General features: G+C 63.3%; 21 protein-coding genes. 2 read left to right on the plus strand and 19 right to left on the minus strand.

Annotation, left to right across the window (positions count from 1 at the left end; all coding sequences use genetic code 11):
* Window positions 1-5 precede the first annotated feature (5 nt).
* The 12 genes from AC1DT6_RS00640 to rfbB form a co-directional block, all read right to left on the minus strand.
* Complete coding sequence (locus AC1DT6_RS00640) at window positions 6-767, minus strand: glycosyltransferase (RefSeq protein ID WP_441624939.1); 762 nt, start codon at window positions 765-767, stop codon at window positions 6-8.
* A gap of 120 nt (window positions 768-887) precedes the next feature.
* Window positions 888-1454, minus strand: coding sequence for a D-glycero-beta-D-manno-heptose 1,7-bisphosphate 7-phosphatase (gmhB, locus tag AC1DT6_RS00645; protein WP_441624941.1), 567 nt, complete (start codon window positions 1452-1454; stop codon window positions 888-890).
* Complete coding sequence (locus AC1DT6_RS00650; RefSeq protein ID WP_441624943.1) at window positions 1454-2164, minus strand: nucleotidyltransferase family protein; 711 nt, start codon at window positions 2162-2164, stop codon at window positions 1454-1456. The genes gmhB and AC1DT6_RS00650 overlap by 1 nt, the downstream gene beginning before the upstream one ends.
* Window positions 2161-2742: a D-sedoheptulose-7-phosphate isomerase gene (locus AC1DT6_RS00655; protein WP_441624945.1), complete on the minus strand. Its 582-nt coding sequence runs from the start codon at window positions 2740-2742 to the stop codon at window positions 2161-2163. Before AC1DT6_RS00655 ends, AC1DT6_RS00650 begins: the two co-directional genes overlap by 4 nt.
* Complete coding sequence (locus tag AC1DT6_RS00660; protein ID WP_441624947.1) at window positions 2739-3776, minus strand: GHMP family kinase ATP-binding protein; 1038 nt, start codon at window positions 3774-3776, stop codon at window positions 2739-2741. The genes AC1DT6_RS00655 and AC1DT6_RS00660 overlap by 4 nt, the downstream gene beginning before the upstream one ends.
* Window positions 3777-3784: 8 nt before the next feature.
* Entirely contained in the window at window positions 3785-7204 is a 3420-nt protein-coding gene (locus AC1DT6_RS00665; RefSeq protein ID WP_441624949.1) for a glycosyltransferase, read from the minus strand.
* 3 nt (window positions 7205-7207) lie between these two features.
* Window positions 7208-8596: an ABC transporter ATP-binding protein gene (locus tag AC1DT6_RS00670; protein ID WP_441624951.1), complete on the minus strand. Its 1389-nt coding sequence runs from the start codon at window positions 8594-8596 to the stop codon at window positions 7208-7210.
* The gene (locus AC1DT6_RS00675) at window positions 8586-9407 is read right to left on the minus strand and encodes an ABC transporter permease (protein WP_441624953.1); all 822 of its coding nucleotides are present in this window, start codon (window positions 9405-9407) and stop codon (window positions 8586-8588) included. Before AC1DT6_RS00675 ends, AC1DT6_RS00670 begins: the two co-directional genes overlap by 11 nt.
* A 64-nt stretch (window positions 9408-9471) precedes the next feature.
* The gene (gene rfbC / locus AC1DT6_RS00680; RefSeq protein ID WP_441624955.1) at window positions 9472-10023 is read right to left on the minus strand and encodes a dTDP-4-dehydrorhamnose 3,5-epimerase; all 552 of its coding nucleotides are present in this window, start codon (window positions 10021-10023) and stop codon (window positions 9472-9474) included.
* An 8-nt stretch (window positions 10024-10031) separates the two neighbouring features.
* The gene (gene rfbA / locus AC1DT6_RS00685) at window positions 10032-10910 is read right to left on the minus strand and encodes a glucose-1-phosphate thymidylyltransferase RfbA (protein ID WP_441624957.1); all 879 of its coding nucleotides are present in this window, start codon (window positions 10908-10910) and stop codon (window positions 10032-10034) included.
* A 10-nt stretch (window positions 10911-10920) separates the two neighbouring features.
* Window positions 10921-11838 carry a dTDP-4-dehydrorhamnose reductase gene (rfbD, locus tag AC1DT6_RS00690; protein ID WP_441624959.1) on the minus strand — a complete coding sequence of 306 codons (918 nt, stop codon included), beginning with the start codon at window positions 11836-11838 and terminating at the stop codon, window positions 10921-10923.
* Window positions 11828-12892, minus strand: a complete 1065-nt coding sequence (rfbB, locus tag AC1DT6_RS00695) for a dTDP-glucose 4,6-dehydratase (RefSeq protein WP_441624961.1) — start codon at window positions 12890-12892, stop codon at window positions 11828-11830. The genes rfbD and rfbB overlap by 11 nt, the downstream gene beginning before the upstream one ends.
* A 251-nt stretch (window positions 12893-13143) precedes the next feature.
* Here rfbB and AC1DT6_RS00700 point away from each other — a divergent pair, with 251 nt between their 5' ends.
* Window positions 13144-13980, plus strand: coding sequence for a symmetrical bis(5'-nucleosyl)-tetraphosphatase (locus tag AC1DT6_RS00700; protein ID WP_441624963.1), 837 nt, complete (start codon window positions 13144-13146; stop codon window positions 13978-13980).
* A 24-nt stretch (window positions 13981-14004) separates the two neighbouring features.
* Here AC1DT6_RS00700 and AC1DT6_RS00705 read toward each other — a convergent pair whose 3' ends face one another.
* The 7 genes from AC1DT6_RS00705 to AC1DT6_RS00735 all read right to left on the minus strand — a co-directional run bounded on the left by AC1DT6_RS00705 (window position 14005) and on the right by AC1DT6_RS00735 (window position 19676).
* The gene (locus AC1DT6_RS00705; protein WP_441624965.1) at window positions 14005-14853 is read right to left on the minus strand and encodes a lysophospholipid acyltransferase family protein; all 849 of its coding nucleotides are present in this window, start codon (window positions 14851-14853) and stop codon (window positions 14005-14007) included.
* A gap of 64 nt (window positions 14854-14917) precedes the next feature.
* Complete coding sequence (locus tag AC1DT6_RS00710) at window positions 14918-16192, minus strand: dihydroorotase (protein ID WP_441624967.1); 1275 nt, start codon at window positions 16190-16192, stop codon at window positions 14918-14920.
* Between the two features lie 71 nt (window positions 16193-16263).
* The gene (locus tag AC1DT6_RS00715; RefSeq protein ID WP_276286380.1) at window positions 16264-17235 is read right to left on the minus strand and encodes an aspartate carbamoyltransferase catalytic subunit; all 972 of its coding nucleotides are present in this window, start codon (window positions 17233-17235) and stop codon (window positions 16264-16266) included.
* 101 nt (window positions 17236-17336) lie between these two features.
* A complete protein-coding gene (gene pyrR / locus AC1DT6_RS00720; RefSeq protein WP_441624969.1) occupies window positions 17337-17864 on the minus strand; it encodes a bifunctional pyr operon transcriptional regulator/uracil phosphoribosyltransferase PyrR in 528 nt (175 codons plus the stop codon).
* Entirely contained in the window at window positions 17861-18298 is a 438-nt protein-coding gene (gene ruvX, locus AC1DT6_RS00725) for a Holliday junction resolvase RuvX (RefSeq protein WP_441624971.1), read from the minus strand. Before ruvX ends, pyrR begins: the two co-directional genes overlap by 4 nt.
* Window positions 18291-18863: a YqgE/AlgH family protein gene (locus tag AC1DT6_RS00730; RefSeq protein WP_035863791.1), complete on the minus strand. Its 573-nt coding sequence runs from the start codon at window positions 18861-18863 to the stop codon at window positions 18291-18293. The genes ruvX and AC1DT6_RS00730 overlap by 8 nt, the downstream gene beginning before the upstream one ends.
* A 105-nt stretch (window positions 18864-18968) precedes the next feature.
* On the minus strand, window positions 18969-19676 hold the full coding sequence (locus AC1DT6_RS00735) for a pseudouridine synthase (RefSeq protein WP_441625018.1): 708 nt from the start codon (window positions 19674-19676) through the stop codon (window positions 18969-18971).
* A 184-nt stretch (window positions 19677-19860) separates the two neighbouring features.
* Here AC1DT6_RS00735 and AC1DT6_RS00740 point away from each other — a divergent pair, with 184 nt between their 5' ends.
* The gene (locus AC1DT6_RS00740) at window positions 19861-21375 is read left to right on the plus strand and encodes a cryptochrome/photolyase family protein (RefSeq protein ID WP_441625020.1); all 1515 of its coding nucleotides are present in this window, start codon (window positions 19861-19863) and stop codon (window positions 21373-21375) included.
* Window positions 21376-21381: the final 6 nt, after the last annotated feature.

A 21381-nucleotide genomic window follows, 5' to 3' on the forward strand; every position in this document is an offset into this window, starting at 1 on the left:
GTTCTCTACGGTTGCCTGCGCGCCGGAAGAAGCCGGAAGCTCCAGTAGCTTGCCGAAGTCATCAGGCGAGCCAGGCTTTTGACGTGCCAGTTGAGGTAGCGGCGATCCCGATGGCTTTGCCGCTGCGCATCGTGGATCACCCGCGCAGATTGTACCCAAGCAACGCTGCGCCCAAGCCGGTGCAGCCGCAGACAGACGTCGATATCCTCGCAATACAAGTGGTAACGTTCATCAAAGCCGCGGACAGCCTTGAAGCTGGCACTGTCGAACAACATGCACATACCGGCTATCCAGTCGACCTGCTGCACTGGCACTCCGACCCCGTAGTCCGGTTCGGACACGCCACGCAGCCGCCGCAGCACCAGGCGCAAGAGGCCGGGCACGCGTCGGGCGCTGTCCTCCACGCGACCATCGGGCGACAGGACACGCGGCCCCGCCACGCCGGGATGCTCGGTGATCTGAGCCACCAGCGCATCCAGCCCCGTATCCGGCGGGAATCGCACGTCGGGATTCAGCACCATGAACAACGGCGTCCGGCAATCGCGGAACGCCGCATTGTGGTTGGCGCCAAAGCCCTTGGGCTGGCTGTTCACTTTCCACAAGATCGGGCAACCTGGGCAATCGCGCAGCGCAGGCCGGCTGTCCGGTATGTTCTCGGTGACGATGACCTGCATCGGCATAGTTGCCGACAGCGTCTGCAGTTGTTCCAGCAATGGCGGCAACAACGCGGATTGTCCATGGCTGACGATGGAGAAGGTGATCTGCATTCAGTAGTACGCGCGCATCGCGCGAAGGTGCGCCCGGTGCGAGCACGTACCCTTTCGCCTAGCGCGACTTCCCCTCAATTGGCCGCAAGCGAAACTCGCGCACCCAGGTGTTTCGAAACATCACGCCTTCTGGAACAGCGCGATGGCGGGGTCGATCTCGTCCAGCGCGCCAACCACCGTGCAACTGACTTCAGCAACGCCCGCCGATGGCGCACCGCCTTCATGGCGGAAGAACCAGCGCTGCCCGATGCCGGCCGCGGCTGCGGCCTGCATATCCGTGGGCGTGTCGCCAACCATAGCCGAGCGGCTCATGTCCACCCCATAGGCATCCCGCGCGGCCAGCAGCATGCCAGGCGCGGGCTTGCGGCAGTCGCAGGCCCGCAGGTACTCGCCCAAACCAGAGACCGGGTGATGCGGACAATGGTAGACCTTGTCGATATGAGCACCCTGCGCTTCGAACCGTTGCAGCATCCAGTCGGTGAACGCCTGGAATTGCGCTTCGTCGTAATAGCCGCGCGCGATGCCTGCCTGGTTGGTCACGACGAATACCAGCATGCCGGCCGCGTTGGCCCGCTTTACCAGGTCGAAGATGCCGCTGACGAACACGCAGTCTTCCGGCCGATGCACGTAGCCTGTATCGACATTGATGACGCCGTCCCGGTCCAGGAATAATGCCGGTACCGCCATTACTGCCCCGCGATCAGCGCAGGCACTTTTGTCTGCGCCGCCTGGTAGTCATCGGGCACGCCGATATCGATAAAGTCGCTTACCCCTGGGAAAGCGGAAAGGTGAATCTGGTCGATATAGCGGCCCAGGAAGTCCTGCTCGAACGAGAAACGCTGCGGCAATCCGGCGCAGCCGGTCAGCGCGGCCTTGCGCAGGTGATAAACACCTGCGTTGATCAGGCCAGGGCCGCTACGGCCCTTCTCGATAAAGGCACGAATGCGCCTTGCGTCATCGATCTCCACGGTCCCGTAGCGCGTGGCATCCGGCACGCTCGCTGCCGCCAGCGCGACGTCCGCGCCCGTGGCTTCCGCATCCGCGATAAAGGCCGCGAGGTCGACGACCGCCAGCGTATCGCCGTTGAACACCAGGACATCGTCGCCCGGCATTTCCGCAACGGCCTTCAAAATCGCGCCGCCGGTGCCGAGGGGCTCTTCTTCGATGACGTAATGCAGGCGCATATCGCCAAAGACATCGCCCATGCCCGCGCGCACTTGTTCGTGCCGGTAACCCACCGACAAATAGGCATCGCGCAAGCCCTGATTCTCGAGTTGCTTGAGCAGCCACCACAGGAAGGGTTTTCCGGCGACATCGGCCATCGGCTTGGGCAGGTCACCCACCACGGGGCGCAAACGGGTGCCGAGTCCACCCGCGAGGATCAATGCGGGCTTCATTTGCGGGGAAACATTTCGGCTTCAACCAGGCCGCAGATGATGTGGCCAAGCAACAGATGCCCTTCCTGGATCTTGGGGGTCACGGCGGAGGGAACCTCAATGGAGATATCGCAGAGCTCGGGCTTTGCCCAGCCCCGCTCGCCGGTGAATCCGATCACCAGCAGTCCGGCCTTGCGCGCCTCTTCCATGGCAAGCAGGACATTGGGCGACTTGCCCGATGTCGAATAGGCCCAGAACACATCGCCCTTGGCGCCAACGGCTTGCACCTGGCGGGCAAAGAGCTTTTCGTAGCCGTAATCGTTGCCGATCGCCGTCATCACCGACGAGTCCACGGTCAAGGCAAACGCGCACAATCCGGGCCGGTCGTAGTTGAAACGGCTGACGAACTCCCCGGCAATATGCTGGGCATCCGCGGCACTGCCGCCGTTGCCAGCCAGCAGTACCTTGTTGCCGCGCCTGAGCGCTTTGCAAATCCGGACAGCGCATTGCTCGGCGCGCGAAATCAGTACCTCGTCAGCCCTGATTTTCGAAAAAATATCGATCGCCTTGTCGATTTCCTGTTCAATGAATCCCCTCACGCCTTCCTCCAGGATTGAGCACCGCTCTCGGTGAAATTACAGGTAAACACCTGGCCGTTGAAACCTGCCAGGGTCCGCATCACGTCTGGCCGGCGAGCCGGATCGACAAAGAACATCATGAAGCCGCCGCCGCCGGCGCCGGATACCTTGCCGGCCAGCGCACCGGCCGCGATCGCTGCGTCATAGACTTCGTCGATCGAAGCGTTGGTAATGCTGTCGGCCATCTTTTTCTTCGATTCCCAGCCGGTGCGCATCGAATCGGCGAATCCGTCGAAATCTCCCTTGAGAATGGCTTCTTTCATGCGGATCGCTTCTTCCTTCACCGCATGAAGCGCATTCAGCGACTTTTGCTCGCCGCTCTTCACGTGGGCGGTCTGCTGGGCGATGATCTTTGCCGACTCACGGGAGACGCCGGTGTAGAACAACACCAGCGAAGATTCCAGTTCGGCCTTGATATTGGCCTTGATGCGAAGCGGATTGACGATGACCCGGTCGCCATAGAACTCCATGAAATTCAGGCCGCCGAACGCCGCCGCGTACTGGTCCTGCTTGCCACCTGCCATGTCGAGGTCCACCCGCTCGATCTCGTATGCAAGATGGGCGATTTCGTACTCGCCCAGCGGCAGCGACAAGAGCTCGCAGAAGGCATGCACCAGTGCAACGACCATGGTCGACGAGGAACCGAGGCCGGAGCCGGGGGGCGCCTCTGAATGCGTCGTGATGGAAATCGGCAGCGGTTGACCCCGATTGAAATCCTTGACGATGCGATTGTAGACGCCCACATGCAGATCAAGCCCGTCGACACGCTGGAGCACCGGCGTGCAGGGTCCCACCCACGAACGCTTGCTATCGGCGGCGATCAGTTCGACCTGATCGTCGTCCCGCGGCGCAATGGTGGCGTAAGCAAACTTGTCGATCGTGACGTTAAGCACCAGGCCACCGAAATCGTCGGAGTAGGGAGAAACGTCGGTGCCGCCTCCGGCAAGGCCGAGACGGAGCGGTGCGCGGGCGCGAACAAGAGAGAACTGCGTCATGGTTGAGCTTATCCAGCGATTGTAGGGATGGCGGGATGCGGGTCGATATCGAGCCGGAAGACGTTTTCCATTGCTTGCGGCGAGAACGTCCCTGAAATGTAGGCCTTTGCCCTTTCCGCCACCTCTTGCCAGCGATCGTCATTTTCCAGCAGCGTCACAACCTCCTGTGCCAGACGATGCGGATCGTCCGAGACGGGTACAGTGTCCTCCAGGCCATCAAGGCCCTGAGCGCCGACAGACGTGGTCACTAGCGGCAGGCCATAGTTCATCGCCTCCACCACCTTGCTCTTTACACCCGCACCGAAGCGCAGGGGAACAATGGCGACACGCGCCGTACGGTAGAACTCCAGTAGCTGTGGGTCCGTCACGTAGCCGGTTACGGTAATGTCATCTGTTGCCAGCCTCTGCACTTCCGGGGTCGGATTCGATCCGACCAGCCAGAGGTGAGTGCCAGGGACGCGGGCACGTATCAGCGGCATGATATCTTGCACAAGCCACTTCGCGGCGTCGACATTCGGCGGGTGGCCAAAGCCAGCCACGAAAAGAATGCCGCTGCGGCCCTGCGGGGTCGGCTTGACCAGGTCGGCCGGGGAAACATCGAAGAAGTACGGCGGCACTGTGCGTCCCTTCGCCTCCGGCACCAATTCCAGCACAGCCTGTGTCTCGGTGGGCGACGGATAATAGACCGCATCCACTTCCTTCCACAGCGCCAGTTCCATCTCGCGCATGATGGCGGCCTCCTTGCGCAGCGTCTCGGAGCCGGTCATCTCGTGCTCGTTGAGCAAGCGCGCATAGTGCAGGTCATGGCCATAAAACAGTATCTTGGCACGGCTGTTCGCACGTATTGCGGGCAGGAATTCCTTGGCGACAGACGGACGGCTCAGCAGCACATAGTCGAGTTGCGATCCATGCTCGGCGATCCAGTCAGCGAAGTTATTCTGGAATTCACCACCATAGAAAACTTCGATCCCCGCCTGCTGCAAGATCGAAACATATTCGGGATCGTACCAGAGGTTTTGAGGCCAGAACTTCACATTTAACCCCATCCCCTTGAGAACACGCAGGAAGCACCACATCGAGCGCGAACCGGCATCGCGATCCGGCTGCGGCGCGTAGTGATCGATCACAAGGATGGTCTTCTTGCCAGCGGAACGTTCATGGGCACGGAAGACATTAGTACCGTTATCGAAATGCTCGCGGTCCAGCACTTCGCGCCAGCGCTCGCGGAACTTCTTCTGGTTCTCCACCTGGTAAGCCTTGATGCCCCCGCCCGTATCCGTTCCGTGCGAGATGCCTTCATAGTGAATAATTACCGACTTCGGCTGGTAGAGCACGCGCTTGCCCATGGCACGAACGCGGAATGCCAGGTCCGAATCTTCACAATAGGCTGGGACATAGACTTCGTCGAAGCCATTCAACTCACGGAACAACGCCGTCGGGATCAGCAGCGACGCGCCCGAGCAGTAGTCGGCGTCCTTGACGTAGTTGTAGACGCTACGGGTGGGGTCATCCAGCCTGCCGAAGTTCCAGGCCGAGCCATCGCGCCACATGATGCCGCCGGCTTCCTGCATGCGGCCGTCCGGGTACACCAGCTTGGAGCCGACCATGCCGCAGCCCGGCTCACTGGCGAACAGCGCCAGCATGGTATCGAGCCATCCCGGGGTAACTTCCGTGTCGTTGTTGAGGAAGTAGACATACTTCCCGCGAGCCAGGCTGGCAGCGTGATTGCATGAACGGATAAAGCCGAGGTTCTTCTCGTTCATCACGAAACGCAGGCCAGGAATTGCCTGCATGCGCAGGATTTCCTCGTCGCCGGAGACATCTTCGGCAACGATGACCTCGATCGGCACGCTCGGCATGTGCGCGCAGATGGAGCGCACGCACGACAGGGTATGGCCGATATTGCCGTACGTCGGGATGATCACCGAGACGACAGGCTCCGCTACCTCATCGAGCTTCAGGCTGGCAAGCACTTCGTCGACTTCCTCGGCTGCAACGGGACCCAGCCCGACCGGTGTCAGCGCCATGCCCTCTCGGTGGCGGCGCCATACCTCGTAGTGCACCATCCCCTTGAAAAGGGGACCGGCGACGCGGTAAGCAACGTTCACGCAACGGTCCTTCCACTTCTTCGACACGGGCGCACGCAAATACAGCGTGCGCCCGGCCTTCAGCAAGGATGGGCGCACGCTGTCAAAGACGGTATTGAACTCGCCGCGCCCCAGCCTTGCGGCAGTGCGCAACGGGCCGGTCACTTTCCAGGAGTGCGAACTCAGCATGGCCTTGAGTTCATTCTCGCGGGCCATGAGTGCACCGAGAAGATGATCCCGTTCGACTTCCACCTGCTTGAGCTGATGCCTCAGATAGGCTGATGTACCTGTTTCCGCAACCGGAACAGGAGGTACCGCGCCCGGCGGCGGGCTTGCTGCAGGTGTGAAACCAGGCACCGCCGCCTTGGCTGGCGTCGAGCGCACAGTACGGCGAAATATCCTGCGAAGACGCTGCGAAATTCGCAGACTTTCAATTGTCTCGCGCTGGTTTTCGACAGTCGCTCGAAGCGCTTCCACTTCCTTGTCGAGCGACAGCGCCCAGGCAGAACGCTCGTCGAACTCGCTCTGCAGATCGCCAAGGCGCTGTCGCACCTCAGCCTCTTCAACGCTCAAGCGTCCGGCCCAGGCCGCCACCTCTTCTCGCTCGGCATAGAGATCCACGCCCTCTTCGAAGAAGATGGACGCCGGGCCGACGGGCAGCGCCACATCCGATGCGGAGCAGATGGCGACGAAATACATCATGTCGTCGGCGGGCACAGTGGCTTGCCGAACCTTATCGTCGCGCAGCGTCAGCGCCTGATACCCGTCTTGCTGGCCGTCCAGTGGCAGCAGCATCGAACTCGTGGCGAGCCGCTGGCCGTAATAGCTGACCTTGGGAAAATGCGAGCGCAGCAAGGCGTCAAGCTCCTCGAAATAGAGCTCCTTGACGTGATACTCGTTGTGGTAACCGCGATCGTCGGAATAGACCTTCTTGTTAGGCGACGAGATCACCAGGATGCCGTCGGGACGAAGCACCCGGCGAATCTGCGCGATCATTTCCTCATGCCCATGCAGATGCTCGATGGTCTCGAACGACACCACCACATCCACGCTGGCGTCAGGCAACGGGATCGCCGTGGCGCTGCCAGCTTCAAAACGCAGGTTCTGGTGCTGCTGATAGCGCGAGCGGGCATGCGCCACTGCGTCGTCGGAAATGTCGACGCCGATAACGGACTTGGCACGCGTGGCCATCAGTGCGGAGCCATAGCCCTCGCCGCAGGCGATATCGAGCACATCCTTGCCAGCAGCGATCTCCAGCGACCAGCTGTAACGGTGCATGTGCTCGTAGCGGATCGCTCCTTCTTCGGTGGGAACGAATCGTTCGCCGGTAAAGTTAAGCACGGACTATCCTTCCTCAGAAATAGCAATATCGAGCATCGGGATGCCCACCAGTCCATGTCGCATGGAGCTGTCGACCGCGCGCAGGGTCAGGGCATCGTGGACCCAATGCTGCTGTGTATGATCATTTTGCGTGCCGGACGCGATTGCCGCATCCACGGAGTACGCTCCCACGGGCAACGTCGGCATGCGGAAACGAAAGCTGGCGCAATAGCGCTTGCCGGCATCGCCGGACACCGTATCGTCCAGCGTGGCCAGGAAGGTGTTGTCGCCAAACAGCCGCTGGCCCAGCCGGTCCTTCAGGTAGAAGCCGAAGATCAGGCCATCCAGCGCCGCATGCAGTTCTGCGGAGATGCGCAACTCAACTAGTTCGCCGCCATGGACCAGCTTGAGTTCCTGGCCCTGCTCGTCCAGCAGCGTGGCATCAACGATGGAAGCGCCGCGCGCCCCGAACTCGCTGTCCGCCTGCTCCGGGTCAAACTCGAACACCTCGATGCGTGTTCCAGCACCCTGGGCGCGTAGCGTTTCCCACCGGCTGTCCACCACATCGAGTTCGGCCGTCTTCCGGGGCTTCTTTTCCTTGGCCGCTGCCACTTTGACGGAGACACCCAGCGCGCCCCGATCTTGCGCATGCTGCTCTGCCAGATAAGCCTCGACCGTCTCCTTGGCGTTGCCATCCATCTTCAGCACGCCATGGTCCAGCCAGATTGCCCGCGAGCAAAGGCTGGTCACCGCGCCAACGTCGTGGCTGACAAACAGCAGCGTGCCCTTCTTCTGGAACTCTCGCAGGAAACGCATGCACTTCTGGGTAAAGCGCACGTCGCCCACCGAAAGCGCTTCGTCCACCACCAGCACATCGGCATCGACGTGTGCGGCAATTGCAAACGCCAGACGCACATACATGCCGCTGGAGTAAGTCTTTACCGGCTGGTTGATGAAGTCGCCGATTTCGGCGAAGGCGACGATGGAATCGAAGCGTTTGGCCAGTTCGCCTTCTTCGATCCCGTACAGCAGACCGCTCAGATAGACGTTCTCCTCGCCGGTAAACTCGGGGTTGAAACCGGCACCAAGTTCGAGCAGCGCGGCAATCCGGCCGTTGACGCTGACCTCGCCCATGGTGGGGAATAGCGTGCCGCATACCAGCTGCAGCAGCGTCGACTTGCCCGAGCCATTTTGGCCGATGATGGCAACGGTTTCACCCTGCTGGACATCGAAACTCACGTCGCGCAGCGCCCAGAACTCACGAAAGTACTCCGGCGGGTGCATGCCGACCATGCGCTTGAGGCGCGGCATCACCATCTGCTTGAGACGATCCTTGGGCTGCGCGTAGATTTCATAGCGCTTGCCCAGGTTGCCGACGCGAATCACGGCATTATTCACGGGATTAGAGGACATCGGAGAACCCCTTGCGCGTCTTCTGGAACCACACCAGCCCGGCCCATGCCACGCAATAGCCGATCACCAGGTAAAGCAACCAGCCGAGCCAGTCGATGCTGGTTCCCCAGATCGCGGCATTGCGAACCTGCTCGACGATAAACGTAATGGGATTCAGGTAAAGAAATGGCCGCAGGCGCTCCGGCACCGATTGCAGCGGATAGAACACCGGTGCCATGAACATCAGCAGCGACGTAACGATCCCCATCACCTGCCCAAGATCGCGTAGATACACGCCAAGCGAGGCCAGCAGCCACACCAGGCCAGCGATCAGGATCACAAAGGGAAGCAGGATGACCGGCACAAGCACGACCGTCAGCGGCAGATGCCCCTGCCAGATGAAGATCGCGCCCATCAGGATCACCGATGCCACCAGCGTATGGAACAGCGCCGAGCCGATGGCGATCCACGGCAGCGTCTCGAGCGGAAACACCACCTTCTTGACGAAGTTGGGATTGCTCACCACCAGGGTAGGCGCGCGCTGCAGGCATTCCGCGATCAGGCCATGAACCAGCACGCCGGCGAACATCACCACGGCAAATTCAAGGTGATCAGTCGATGTAGGGCGCCAGCGCGACTTGAACACCACGCCGAAGACGAAGGTGTAGATCAACAGCATCAGCAGCGGATTGATGAAGGTCCACAGCAGGCCAAGGAACGAGCCTTTGTAGCGACCGGCGACTTCGCGTTTGACAAACTGAGTGATGATGCTGCGGTTCGCAAGAAGGGACTGAATCACGACCAGCGGGTGCATGCTTGGCTTTTCCTTCATGCGGGAAATCCTTGCTTGCTACCGCCCGGAGTCCGGCGGCGAAAGCCGCCGCTGTGGGCACCGGTCATTCGAATACCTCGGCATCTGCCAGCGACTTTCCGGCGGCATCTTTCGCGGCGAGCATAGGCTCGCCGTCGAGCGGCCATTCGATCCCGAGGGCAGGATCGTTCCAGGCCAGGCTGCGCTCGTGTTCCGGGTACCAGTAGTCGGTAGTCTTGTAGAGGAACTCGGCGGACTCGGACGTCACCAGGAAACCGTGGGCAAACCCTTCGGGAACCCACAGTTGGCGCTTGTTCTCGGCGGAAAGCGTCAAACCGGTCGATTTGCCAAAAGTGGGCGAGCCGCGGCGCAGGTCAACCACCACATCGAACACTTCGCCCGACGTCACGCGCACCAGCTTGCCCTGCGGATGCTGGATCTGGTAATGCAGCCCACGCAGCACATTGCGCGCGGAGCGCGAGTGATTGTCCTGCACGAACTCGCGCTTGAGCCCGGTCGCGGCTTCAAACGCCTTGGCATTGAAGCTTTCAAAAAAGAATCCTCGGTCGTCGCCGAACACTTTGGGTTCGAGGATGAGCACCTCAGGGATATCTGTAGGGATGACTGTCAGGTTCATGGTCTTGCTTACTTGATCGCTTCCGAGACAATGCGCTGCAGGTACTGTCCATAAGCGTTTTTGGACAGCGGCTTGGCCAGCGCCGCCACCTGCTCGGCATCGATCCATTTGCTGCGATACGCGATCTCTTCCGGACAGGCAACCATCAGGCCCTGCCGGTTTTGCAGCGTGGCGATAAAACTGGCCGCTTCCAGCAGCGAGTCATGCGTGCCGGTATCGAGCCACGCATAGCCGCGGCCCATGATCTCCACGTCGAGCTGCGCCATTTCGAGATAGCGCTTGTTGACGTCAGTGATCTCGAGCTCACCCCGGGCTGACGGCTTGATATCGGCCGCGATGTCGCAGACCTGCCGATCATAAAAGTAAAGCCCGGTAACGGCATAATTTGAACGCGGCTTCAGCGGCTTTTCTTCGAGCGATAGCGCACGGAAGTTGTCGTCGAATTCGACTACGCCGTACCGCTCCGGATCGTGCACGTGATAAGCGAACACTGTGGCGCCCGCGTCCTGGCCGCCGGCCCGGCCAAGCTGGCCCACCAGGTCGTGGCCATGGAAGATGTTATCGCCCAGGATCAGCGTGGAGGGATCGTTGCCGATAAAGTCGCGGCCGATGATAAAGGCCTGTGCCAGGCCGTCCGGCGACGGCTGGACCGCGTACTGGAGGTTGATGCCCCATTTGCTGCCGTCGCCGAGCATGTCGGCGAAGCGTGGCGTATCTTCCGGCGTGGAGATCACAAGGATGTCACGAATCCCTGCCAACATGAGCGTGGACAAGGGATAGTAGATCATCGGCTTGTCGTACACCGGCAGCAATTGCTTGGAGACCGAGCGTGTGATCGGATAAAGCCGCGTGCCGGAACCCCCGGCCAGGATGATGCCTTTGCGCATGGTGCTGAGATCAGGAAAGGATCTGGTCGAGCAGGAAATGTATTCCCTGCTGCCAATCCGGAAGATGGATGTCGAAGGTCTCGCGCAGCTTGCTCGTGTCAAGACGCGAATTGGCGGGCCGAGGAGCTGGTAGTGGATACTCACTAGCCGGAATCGGCACAATGCTCTCGGGATCCGCCTTTAATGCTACGCCCTTGGATGCCGCATAGCGCAACACTTCAGTAGCATAGGCGTGCCAGGTGGTCTCGCCGCCGGCCGCCAGGTGATAGATGCCGGCCGGGAAGGCGGCGCGATCGCCCGCCAGCCAGTGGCGGGCAATGATCTGCGCGGTCACGTCGGCAATCAGCGCTGCCGTGGTCGGCGCGCCGAACTGGTCGGCAATCACACGCAGGCTATCGCGCTCGCGGCCCAGCTTGAGCATGGTCTTGGCGAAGTTGCCGCCATGGGCGCCCGCCACCCAGCAGGTGCGGAGCACCAGCGCAGTGGCACCGGACGCCGCGATAGCCTGCTCGCCGGCCAGCTTGCTCTTGCCGTAGATGGATTGCGGGTCAACCGCATCCAGCTCGACATAGGGGCCCGCCTTGCGGCCATCGAACACATAGTCGGTCGAATAGTGCACCAGCAAGCTGCCAAGCGCCTTTGCCTCCTCGGCCAGCACGCCGGCCGCGGCGCCATTGACAGCAAACGCGGCGTCGGCGTCCGTCTCGGCCTTGTCCACCGCGGTATAGGCGGCAGGATTGACGATCACATCGGGCCGGTACTGCCGAATCAGCTGGCGTAGCGTGTCCGGACGCGAGAAATCGCAAGCGGCACGATCCAGTGCGATCACATTGCCAAGCGGCGCAAGGCTCCGGCGGAGTTCGAATCCGACCTGGCCGTTGCTTCCTGTTACAAGAAGGGTAGGAATATTTTGCGCCTTATGCGGCATATTGTTTTGCCACCCAGTTCCGGTATTCACCGGACATCACATCTTGCACCCAGCCCTGATTGTCCAGATACCACTGTACGGTCTTGCGCATGCCGGTCTCGAATGTCTCGGCCGGCTTCCAGCCGAGTTCGCGCTCCAGTTTGCGCGCATCGATGGCATAGCGCCGATCATGGCCCGGACGGTCCTTGACGAAGGTGATCTGATCCCGGTAGGAACCGGCCGCCTTCGGGCGCAGTTCGTCGAGCAGGTCGCAAAGGGTGTGGACCACGTCGAGATTGGTCTTCTCGTTCCAGCCGCCCACGTTGTACGTCTCGCCCAAGCGGCCTCGCGCCAGCACTTCGCGGATGGCAGCGCAGTGGTCGCCCACATACAGCCAGTCGCGCACGTTCAGGCCATCGCCATAAACCGGCAAGGGCTTGCCGCCGAGCGCATTGGCGATGATCAACGGGATCAACTTTTCGGGGAAATGATAGGGCCCGTAGTTGTTGGAGCAGTTCGTGGTGAGAACCGGCAAGCCATACGTGTGGTGGTAGGCCCGTACCAGATGGTCGGATGCAGCCTTCGATGCCGAATAGGGGCTGTTGGGCGCGTAGGCCGTGGTCTCGGAGAATTGCGGATCGCCGGCTTCGAGGGAACCGAAGACCTCGTCGGTGGAGACGTGCAGGAAGCGGAAGGATGCCCTGGCTTCGTCATCGAGCGCGCTCCAGTAGGCGCGCACGGCTTCGAGCAGGGTGAAGGTGCCGACAATATTGGTCTGGATGAACTCGCCGGGACCATAGATGGAGCGGTCGACATGGCTCTCGGCGGCAAAATGCACCACGGCACGGGGCTTGTAGGTCGTCAGCAACTGGTCGAGCGCGGCGCGGTCGCAGATATCCGTCTGCGAGAAGACATGGCGAGCGTCGCCATCCAGCGAGGCAAGCGTCTTGCGGTTGCCTGCGTAGGTGAGCTTGTCGACATTGACAATGCCGTCGGTAGCCCCGGTGCCGAACCAGTTCAGAACAAAGTTGGCACCGATGAACCCCGCACCGCCCGTAACAAGAATATGAGACAAAAGTTGTGCTCCCTGCCTATCGATATATTTCGAGGACCCGACCAATGCCGAGCGCCCGCCTTGGTCCATTGTGGGGACGGCGGGATCTTAAGTACCTGCAGAAGTGGCGGTATTCTATCCGACCGGGGGCAGGGCCTTACCCGGAACAGGCATCTTTTTGTAGCCTGTTGTAACGTCCCATCGAAAATTTCCGCACAATGTTGCCAATTCGGATCAGTTTACATGTGTGATCATTCAGGCAATTTATTTTTGTGAACAATACGCATCATTTTGCTGTAGGCGACCTCCAGGGTTGCGCGGGTTCGCTTGACGAACTCCTTTTTCAGCGCTTGCCGGCCGACAGCCAGCTCCGCTTCGTAGGCGACCTGGTCAACCGCGGCCCGGCCTCGGCGCGCACGCTGCGCCTGGTCCGTCAGCTTGGCGAGCGCGCCGAATCCGTGCTCGGCAATCATGATATCCACCTGCTGGCCGTGGCCGCCGGTGTACGCAAGCGCGGCCGCAGCGACACCCTGGACGACATTCTTGAAGCCCCGGATTGCGATGAATTGCTCACATGGCTAAGGCACCGCCCATTGGCCATCCGTGAAAACGGTTTCCTGCTTGTGCACGCCGGCGTACTGCCGCAGTGGACGGCCGAGCAGACCATGGAGCTGGCGTCCGAAGTGGAGCAAGCGCTGCGCGGTCCCAACTGGAAGGCTTTCCTGGCCGACATCTTCGGGAACGCGGCAGTTCGATGGGATGCAGGCCTGCGCGGCATCGAACGTCACCGCGTCGTGGTCAATGCCCTCACCCGCCTGCGCTTCTGCAGCGCGGAAGGGGTGATGGACCTGAAGAGCAAGGAAGGTCCCGGCGGCACGCCCACGGGCCATATGCCCTGGTTCGACGTCCCCGGCCGCCTGACCGAAGACACCACCGTGGTTTGCGGACACTGGTCCACGCTTGGGCTGGTGATGCGCCCCAACCTCATGGCGCTGGACACGGGCTGCGTCTGGGGCGGCAAGCTCACGGCGGCGCGGCTGGCGACGGATCCGGCGCAGCGCTCGCTGATCCAGGTGGACTGCCCGCAATACTGCGATCCGCTCGCCTGAGCCAGCGGCCGCGCACGGGCTGGCTTACGGCGTGGCAGCCGGCTCGGGTGAACCCGCCCCCTCACCCACTTCACCGAAGGCACGTTTGTTGCCAGCGCCGCCATTGACCTGCCCCGCCAGCTCGGCGGCATGTTGTTGCGCACCCTGACTCAGGTGGGTTACCACTTCCCGGGCGGCCTCGGCCAGCTCGCGCCGGCTGGCGCTGGTGGCGGTCAGGGCTGGCGCGAAGCACAGCCTGGCGATGATCGGCGGCGCCCGCAAGATGGCGTCAAGTGTCTGCAGCAGGGTCAGGTCGCCGATATATGCCGGTGCGGTGGTCGGCTGGCCGGTCGCGGCATCCAGGTAGGCCAACCCGACCGGCTGCACGGGCAGCCCACCCGAGATCGGCGCCTGCATCAGGTTGGCGTGGAAGGGCAGCACGCTGGCGCCATCCGTGGTCGTCCCCTCGGGAAACACGCAAACCAGGTCGCCCTGCAGCATCACGTCGGTAATCGCATGCAGTACGCGGTGCGCATCGCGCTTGCGCGCACGTTCGATAAAGATGGTGCCGGTCTGCGCGCACAGCCAGCCGATCACGGGCCAGTCGCGGATCTCCGATTTGGCCACGAAGCGCACGGGCTGCCAGCTGTTGATGACGTAGATGTCCAGCCACGAAATGTGGTTGCAAACCACCATGGCGCCATGCGGCGGCGCCTGCCCAGGCTGCAGCCCCTGCACCTCGACCGTGATCCCGCAGATCCCCAGCAGCCGGCGCGACCAGCGCCGGATATGCCACTGGCGCGACTCGACACCCAGCCACGGGAACAGCACGGCGCAGGTGACCAGGCCGCGCAGCAGGTGCAGGATCAAAGCGGTTTTCCGTAGCCAGATCATGCAATCCCCGCCGGCGGGCCTGCGTGAATCGTCTTGCCCGTGTCCACTCGGCCCGGCATGACGCTCAGTGCAGTTCGTAGACGACGTGGCCGCCGACCAGCGTGGCACGCACGCGGCCGCGCATCTCGTAGCCCAGCCACGGCGAATTCTTGCCCTGGCTCTTGAGAGCGCGCCGCTCGACCTTCCACTCCTGCTCGGGATGGAAGATGCAGATATCGGCAGCGCTGCCCGCGCTCAGCGTGCCGGCCGCCAGGCCCAGCACGCGGGCCGGTTCGGCGGTGATGCGGGCCAGCGCCTTGGACAGCGGGACCTTGTGCTCCTCGGCCCAGCGCAGCGTCAGTGGCAGCAGCAGCTCCAGCCCGGTGGCGCCGGGGGAGGCCTCGGCGAAGGGCAGCAGTTTTTCATCGTCGTCCACCGGGGTGTGGTCCGAGCACAGGGCGTCGATGGTGCCGTCGGCAAGACCTGCCACGATGGCGTCGCGATCACGCGCGCTGCGCAGCGGCGGCGAGAAGCGCATCTGCGAGTTGAAGTAGCCGATATCCATGTCGGTCAGCGACACGTGATGGATGTTGACGTCGCAACTCACCGCGAGGCCTTCGCGCTTGGCCTGGCGCACCAGTTCGATGCCGGCGGCCGAGGACAGCCGGCACAGGTGCACGCGCGCGCCACTGCTGCGCATCAGCTCGAAGATGGTGTGCAGGCGCACTGTCTCGGCAATCACCGACATGCCGGACAGGCCCAGGCGCGATGCCACCGCGCCGCTGGCGGCCACGCCGCCCCCGAGGTAGGGATCTTCCGGGCGCAGCCATACCGAGAAGCCGAAGGTCTGCGCGTACTGCAGCGCGCGCAGCAGCACCTGGGTATTCCGGATCGGCGCCTCGGCCTGCGAGAAGCCGATGCAGCCGGCCTCGGTCAGTTGCGACATCTCGGTCAGCGTCTCGCCCTTCAGGCCCAGCGTCAGCGCGCCCAGCGGGTAGACGTGGGTCTGGTTGAGCGTGCGGGCGCGGTACTTGAGCATTTCGACCAGGCCGGGCTCGTCGAGCACGGGGTCGGTATCGGGCGGGCAGACCAGGCTGGTCACGCCGCCGGCGGTGGCTGCCGCCACTTCGGATTCCAGCGTGGCCTTGTATTCATAGCCGGGCTCGCGCAGGCGCGCGGAGAGGTCGACCAGGCCGGGGCAGACGATCAGCCCGGTCGCGTCGATGGTCTTGTTGGCATGGAAATCCGCCGGCGCGCTGCCCACGCCGACGACCTTGCCGGCGGCGATGTAAAGGTCTTGCTGCGCATCGACGTTCGCGGCCGGGTCGATCAGGCGGCCGCCCTTGATGTGGATCTTCATATCGTGTCGCTTGCTTGGCTTGTATTCGGTTGTTCTGGCTTGCCTGGACCTTGTCGGCCGGGCGCTCGCTATCAGTCGTGGTTTCCGGCCACGATGCCCATCACGGCCATGCGTACCGCAATGCCGAAGGTCACCTGGTTGAGAATCACGGATTGCGGGCCGTCCGCCACGGCGGAGTCGATCTCCACGCCGCGGTTCATCGGGCCCGGGTGCATCACGATGGCGTCGGGCTTCGCCCGCGCCAGGCGCTCCGGCGTCAGGCCGTAGGCCTTGAAGTACTCCTGCGCCGACGGCAGCAGCGCCCCGCTCATGCGCTCGTTCTGCAGGCGCAGCATGATCACCACGTCCACGCCCTTGAGCCCCTCTTCCATATTGTGGAAGACGCGCACACCCATCTGCTCCAGCCCCGAGGGCAGCAGCGTGCGCGGGCCGATGGCGCGCACTTCAGGCACGCCCAGCGTGGTCAGCGCATGGATGTCGGAGCGCGCCACGCGGGAGTGCAGGATGTCTCCCACGATCGCGACCGTCAGGTTGGTGAAGTCCTTCTTGTAATGGCGGATGGTGTACATGTCGAGCAGCCCCTGCGTGGGGTGCGCGTGACGGCCGTCGCCGGCGTTGATGACATGCACATGCGGCGCGACATGCTCGGCGATCAGGTAGGGTGCGCCGGAACTGGCGTGGCGCACCACGAACATGTCGGCCGACATCGCCGACAGGTTGTTGATGGTGTCGAGCAGCGATTCGCCCTTGCTGGTGGACGAGGCGTTGATGTTCAGGTTCAGCACGTCCGCCGATAGCCGCTTGGCGGCGATCTCGAAGGTGGTGCGGGTGCGTGTGGAGTTCTCGAAGAACAGGTTGAACACGCTTTTGCCGCGCAACAGCGGCACCTTCTTCACATCGCGGTCCGAGTCGGACAGCGAGACGAACTGGCTGGCAGTGTCGAGGATGTGCGCGACCATCTCGCGCGACAAGCCCTCGATCGAAAGCAAATGCTTGAGCTCGCCGTTCTTGGTCAGTTGCGGGTTGCGGAACGTCTTGATCATGGCAGGTAGAAAGGGCCGGGCGGTGGCGATTGACTGGTCTGGAGCGTGTGTTTCTGGCGCCCCGTTACCGGGGCGCCGGGCGCGTGTCTGGCTGGGCAGGCTTAGTTGCCGGTGGCCTCGTTGGCAAAGGCAAAGCGCATGTCCGCGCCGGTACCCTCGTGCGACAGGACCAGCGTGGTCCCGGGCGGCAGGTCGACGTGCGCGGCGACGAAATCGGCGGCCGCCGGCAGCTCGCGCCCGCCGCGATCGACCAGTACCGCCAGCGCCACGCGCGCGGGGCGGCCATAGTCGAACAATTCGTTGACGGCGGCGCGGATGGTGCGGCCGGTGGCCAGCACATCGTCGATCAGCAGGATCTTGCGGTCCTGCACGTCGAAGGGCAGCGTGGTCGGCTGGGCCTGGCTATGCAGGCCCTTCTTGGCATAGTCGTCGCGGTGGAAGGCGACGTTAATGACGCCGTGGGCCGCCAGTTGCAGGTCCGCGGCGAGCCGCTCGGCAATCCAGGCGCCGCCGGAGTAGATGCCGGCTACCGACCATTGCGCGCGTTCGGCGGCGGGCAGCGCGGCCTGCACCTGGTCACGCAGCGCATGGTAGAGCGCCTCGGCGTCGGGAGAGGAAGTCTGGGTCATAGCGGATGCTGGTCGAAGTACTGTTGCAGGATGATGCTGGCGGCTTCGGCGTCGAGCGCGCCCTTGCGGGCGCCGGCCATCTCGGCGGCGATCGACGTGTAGCGCTCGTCCACCCACTCCACCGGCAGCCCGAAGCGGCCGTGCAGCTGATTGCCAAAGCGGCGCGCGAGCCGCATCGATGGCTGCTCGGTGCCGTCCGGGTTGACCGGCATGCCCACCACCAGTTGCACCGGCGCCCATTCCTTGACGAGCGCGGTCACGGCCTCGAAGCGGCCTTCCACGGTGATGTTGGGGATGATGACAAGCGCACGGGCCTCGCGCGTGACAAAGTTGCCAAGCGCGACGCCGATCTTTTTTTCGCCGTAATCGAATGCCAGGACGGTGCCGTCGGTGGGCAGCGGGCGCGGCGCTGGCGCCGCCCCCGCCTCAGGCATGCCCGGCCTCGCCCGAGAGCATGGTGAAATCGATGCCCAGCAGGCGGATGGCGGCGGCAAAGCGTTCCTCGGGCGGCACGCTGAAGATGATTTCGGGATCGGCCTGGACAGTCAGCCAGCCGTTGCGGCTGAGTTCTTCCTCGAGCTGCCCCGCGCCCCAGCCGGCATAGCCGAGCGTGAGCAGGAAGCGGTGCGGGCCGCTGCCGTTGGCCACGGCCTCCAGCACGTCCTTTGAGGTGGTCATCTCCAGTCCGCCCGGCACGGCCAGGGACGAGACGTAGATGCCGACCGGATCGTGCAGCACGAAGCCCCGCTCGGTCTGCACCGGCCCGCCGAAGTAGACGGGCTGCTGCGCCACCGGCTGGATCTCCAGCTTGAGGTCGATCTTGTCGAACAAGGTGGCCATATCGATATCGATAGGCCGATTGATCACCAGGCCCAGCGCGCCGCGGTCATTGTGCTCGCACAAGTAGACGACGGAACCCGAAAAAGTCGGGTCTGCCATGCCGGGCATGGCAATCAGGAACTGATTGGTGAGATTGATTGGGGCTTCCAGCGTCGCCATCCCTGCATTTTATCAAATCGTTGCCATCCTTCCGGAAAAGATTCGCGGATGCCGCATTGCAGCATCCCGACGCTTCCCGGTGCGCTTTCCTGCCGGCCCTGTTCCCTACTCCTTGCGCGTGAGCGCGGCCAGGTCTTCCTGCGTGAGCCAGCGCCACTCGCCCAGCGCCAGCGTCGGCTCCAGCACGAGCCCGCCGATGGCGCTGCGGTGCAGGGCTTCCACATGGTTGCCGGCCGCGGCCACCATCCGCTTGACCTGATGGTATTTGCCTTCGGTCAGGCTGAGGCGCAGGCTGCGCTCGCTGGTGGCCTCGCAGGCGGCGGCAGCGATCGACACGGGTTCGTCGTCCAGCTTCACGCCCGCCAGCAGGGCATCGACCTGCGCCTGGGTGACCGGCTCGGCTGTTGTCACTTCGTAGACCTTGGGTACCTTCTTCTTGGGCGAAGTCTGGGCATGGATGAACTGGCCGTCGTCCGACAGCAGCAGCAGGCCGGTGGTGTCCTGGTCCAGCCGCCCCACCGCCTGCACCTCGCGCTGGCGCAACGGCACCGGCAGCAGGTTATACACGCTGGGATGGTGGCGCGGCCGTTGCGAGCATTCGTAGCCCACCGGCTTGTTCAGCAGCAGATAGGCCTTGGTGTGGCCGATCCACTCCTCGCCGTCCACGGTCAGGCGCAGTCCGTCGACTTCGAACTTTGCGGCCGGATCCTCGCACAGGACGCCGTCGACCTCCACCAGGCCGGCGCCGATCAGGTCGCCGCAATAGCGGCGGGTCCCGAAGCCCTGGGATTGAAGGATGCGGTCGAGTGTCATGGCCATGGCTTGCTTCTTGATATCTGAATTCTGGATTACTGGTGCGGCGCCGCCGGAACGGCGCCTCTGCCCGGTTTGCCGGGGGGCTGTCCGCGGTGCGGCGCACCCCTGCCGGTATGGTAGGGTAACAGGCTTCTTCCACCCGTTTCCGGAGCGTCCGATCTTGCCCTCGCCCACCGCCGATATGCGCCAGCCCTACCGGATCGACCGGCGGTTCGCGCGCGGGCTGGCCTGGTTCCGGCGCGACCTGCGCGCCGACGATCACGCGGCGCTGCATTATGCCCTCAAGCACTGCCGCCAGGTATGGTGCGTGTTCGTATTCGACCGCGAGATCCTGGATCCGCTGCTGGCACGCGGCCTGGCCGCCGACCGCCGGGTGGCATTCATCCTCGCCTCGCTGGCACCCCTCGATGCCGCCCTGCGCGCCGCTGGCGGCGGCCTGATCGTGCTGCACGACCACGCGCGCAAGGCCGTTCCCGCGCTGGCGGCCGAACTGGGCGCCGAAGCCGTGTTCGCCAACCACGACTACGAACCCGCCGCGCAGGCCCGCGATGCCGAGGTGCGGCAAACGCTCGCGGACCAGTCCTGCGCCTTCTTCACCTTCAAGGACCAGGTGATCTTCGAGCGGGATGAGATCCTGACCGGCCAGGGCAAGCCGTTCTCGGTATTCACGCCCTATAAGAACGCCTGGCTCAAGGCGCTGCTGCCGTTCGACCTCAAGCCCTATCCGGTCGAGCCATATCTGAAAACGCTGGCTCCCGTACCCCGGCCGTATGCGCGGCCGCTGCCTGCACTGGCGTCACTGGGATTCGCTCCCTCCAACCTCGCCGAGATCGCCATGCCCGCCGGCAGCGCCGGCGCCCACGCGCTATTCGACGAGTTCTGCGGCCGCATGGGCGACTACGCGCGCCGGCGCGACTTCCCCGCCCTGCGCGGCCCGAGCTACCTGTCGGTCCACCTGCGCTTTGGCACCCTGTCGATCCGGACGCTGGCCCGCGCCGCCCACGCTGCCACGCTGCGCGGCGGCGCGGAAAGCGCGGGCGCCGCTACCTGGCTATCGGAACTGATCTGGCGGGATTTTTATTTCATGATCCTGCACCACCATCCGCGCGTTGCCGCGGGCCATGCCTTCCACGCACCCTATGACGCCATCCGCTGGCTCGGCGGCGAGACCGGCGAGCGCTATTTCCAGGCCTGGTGCGACGCGCGGACCGGCTATCCGCTGGTGGATGCGGCCATGCTGCAGATCCGGCAAAGCGGTTACATGCACAACCGGCTGCGGATGGTGGCGGCGAGTTTCCTGGTCAAGGATCTGGGTGTGGACTGGCGGCGAGGGGAGCAGTACTTTGCCGACCAGCTGAACGACTTCGATTTCTCGGCGAACAACGGCGGCTGGCAATGGGCCGCGTCCACGGGCTGCGATGCCCAGCCCTACTTCCGGATCTTCAACCCGACCACGCAATCGGAAAAGTTCGATCCGCAGGGACGGTTCATCCGGAAGTACCTGCCGCAACTGGCGCGATTGCCGGACAAGTACATACATGCGCCGTGGACGGCTTCGGAGGACGTGCTGCTGGCGGCCGGTGTCAGGCTCGGGGAACACTACCCGCGGCCCATCGTCCAGCATGACGTTGCCCGGAAGGAGACATTGGCGCGGTATGCGGTGGTGAAGGAAAAGGCCAGGATTGGGACGGCCTGAAAAACC

The sequence above is a fragment of the Cupriavidus sp. 01L45 genome, assembly GCF_056399885.1.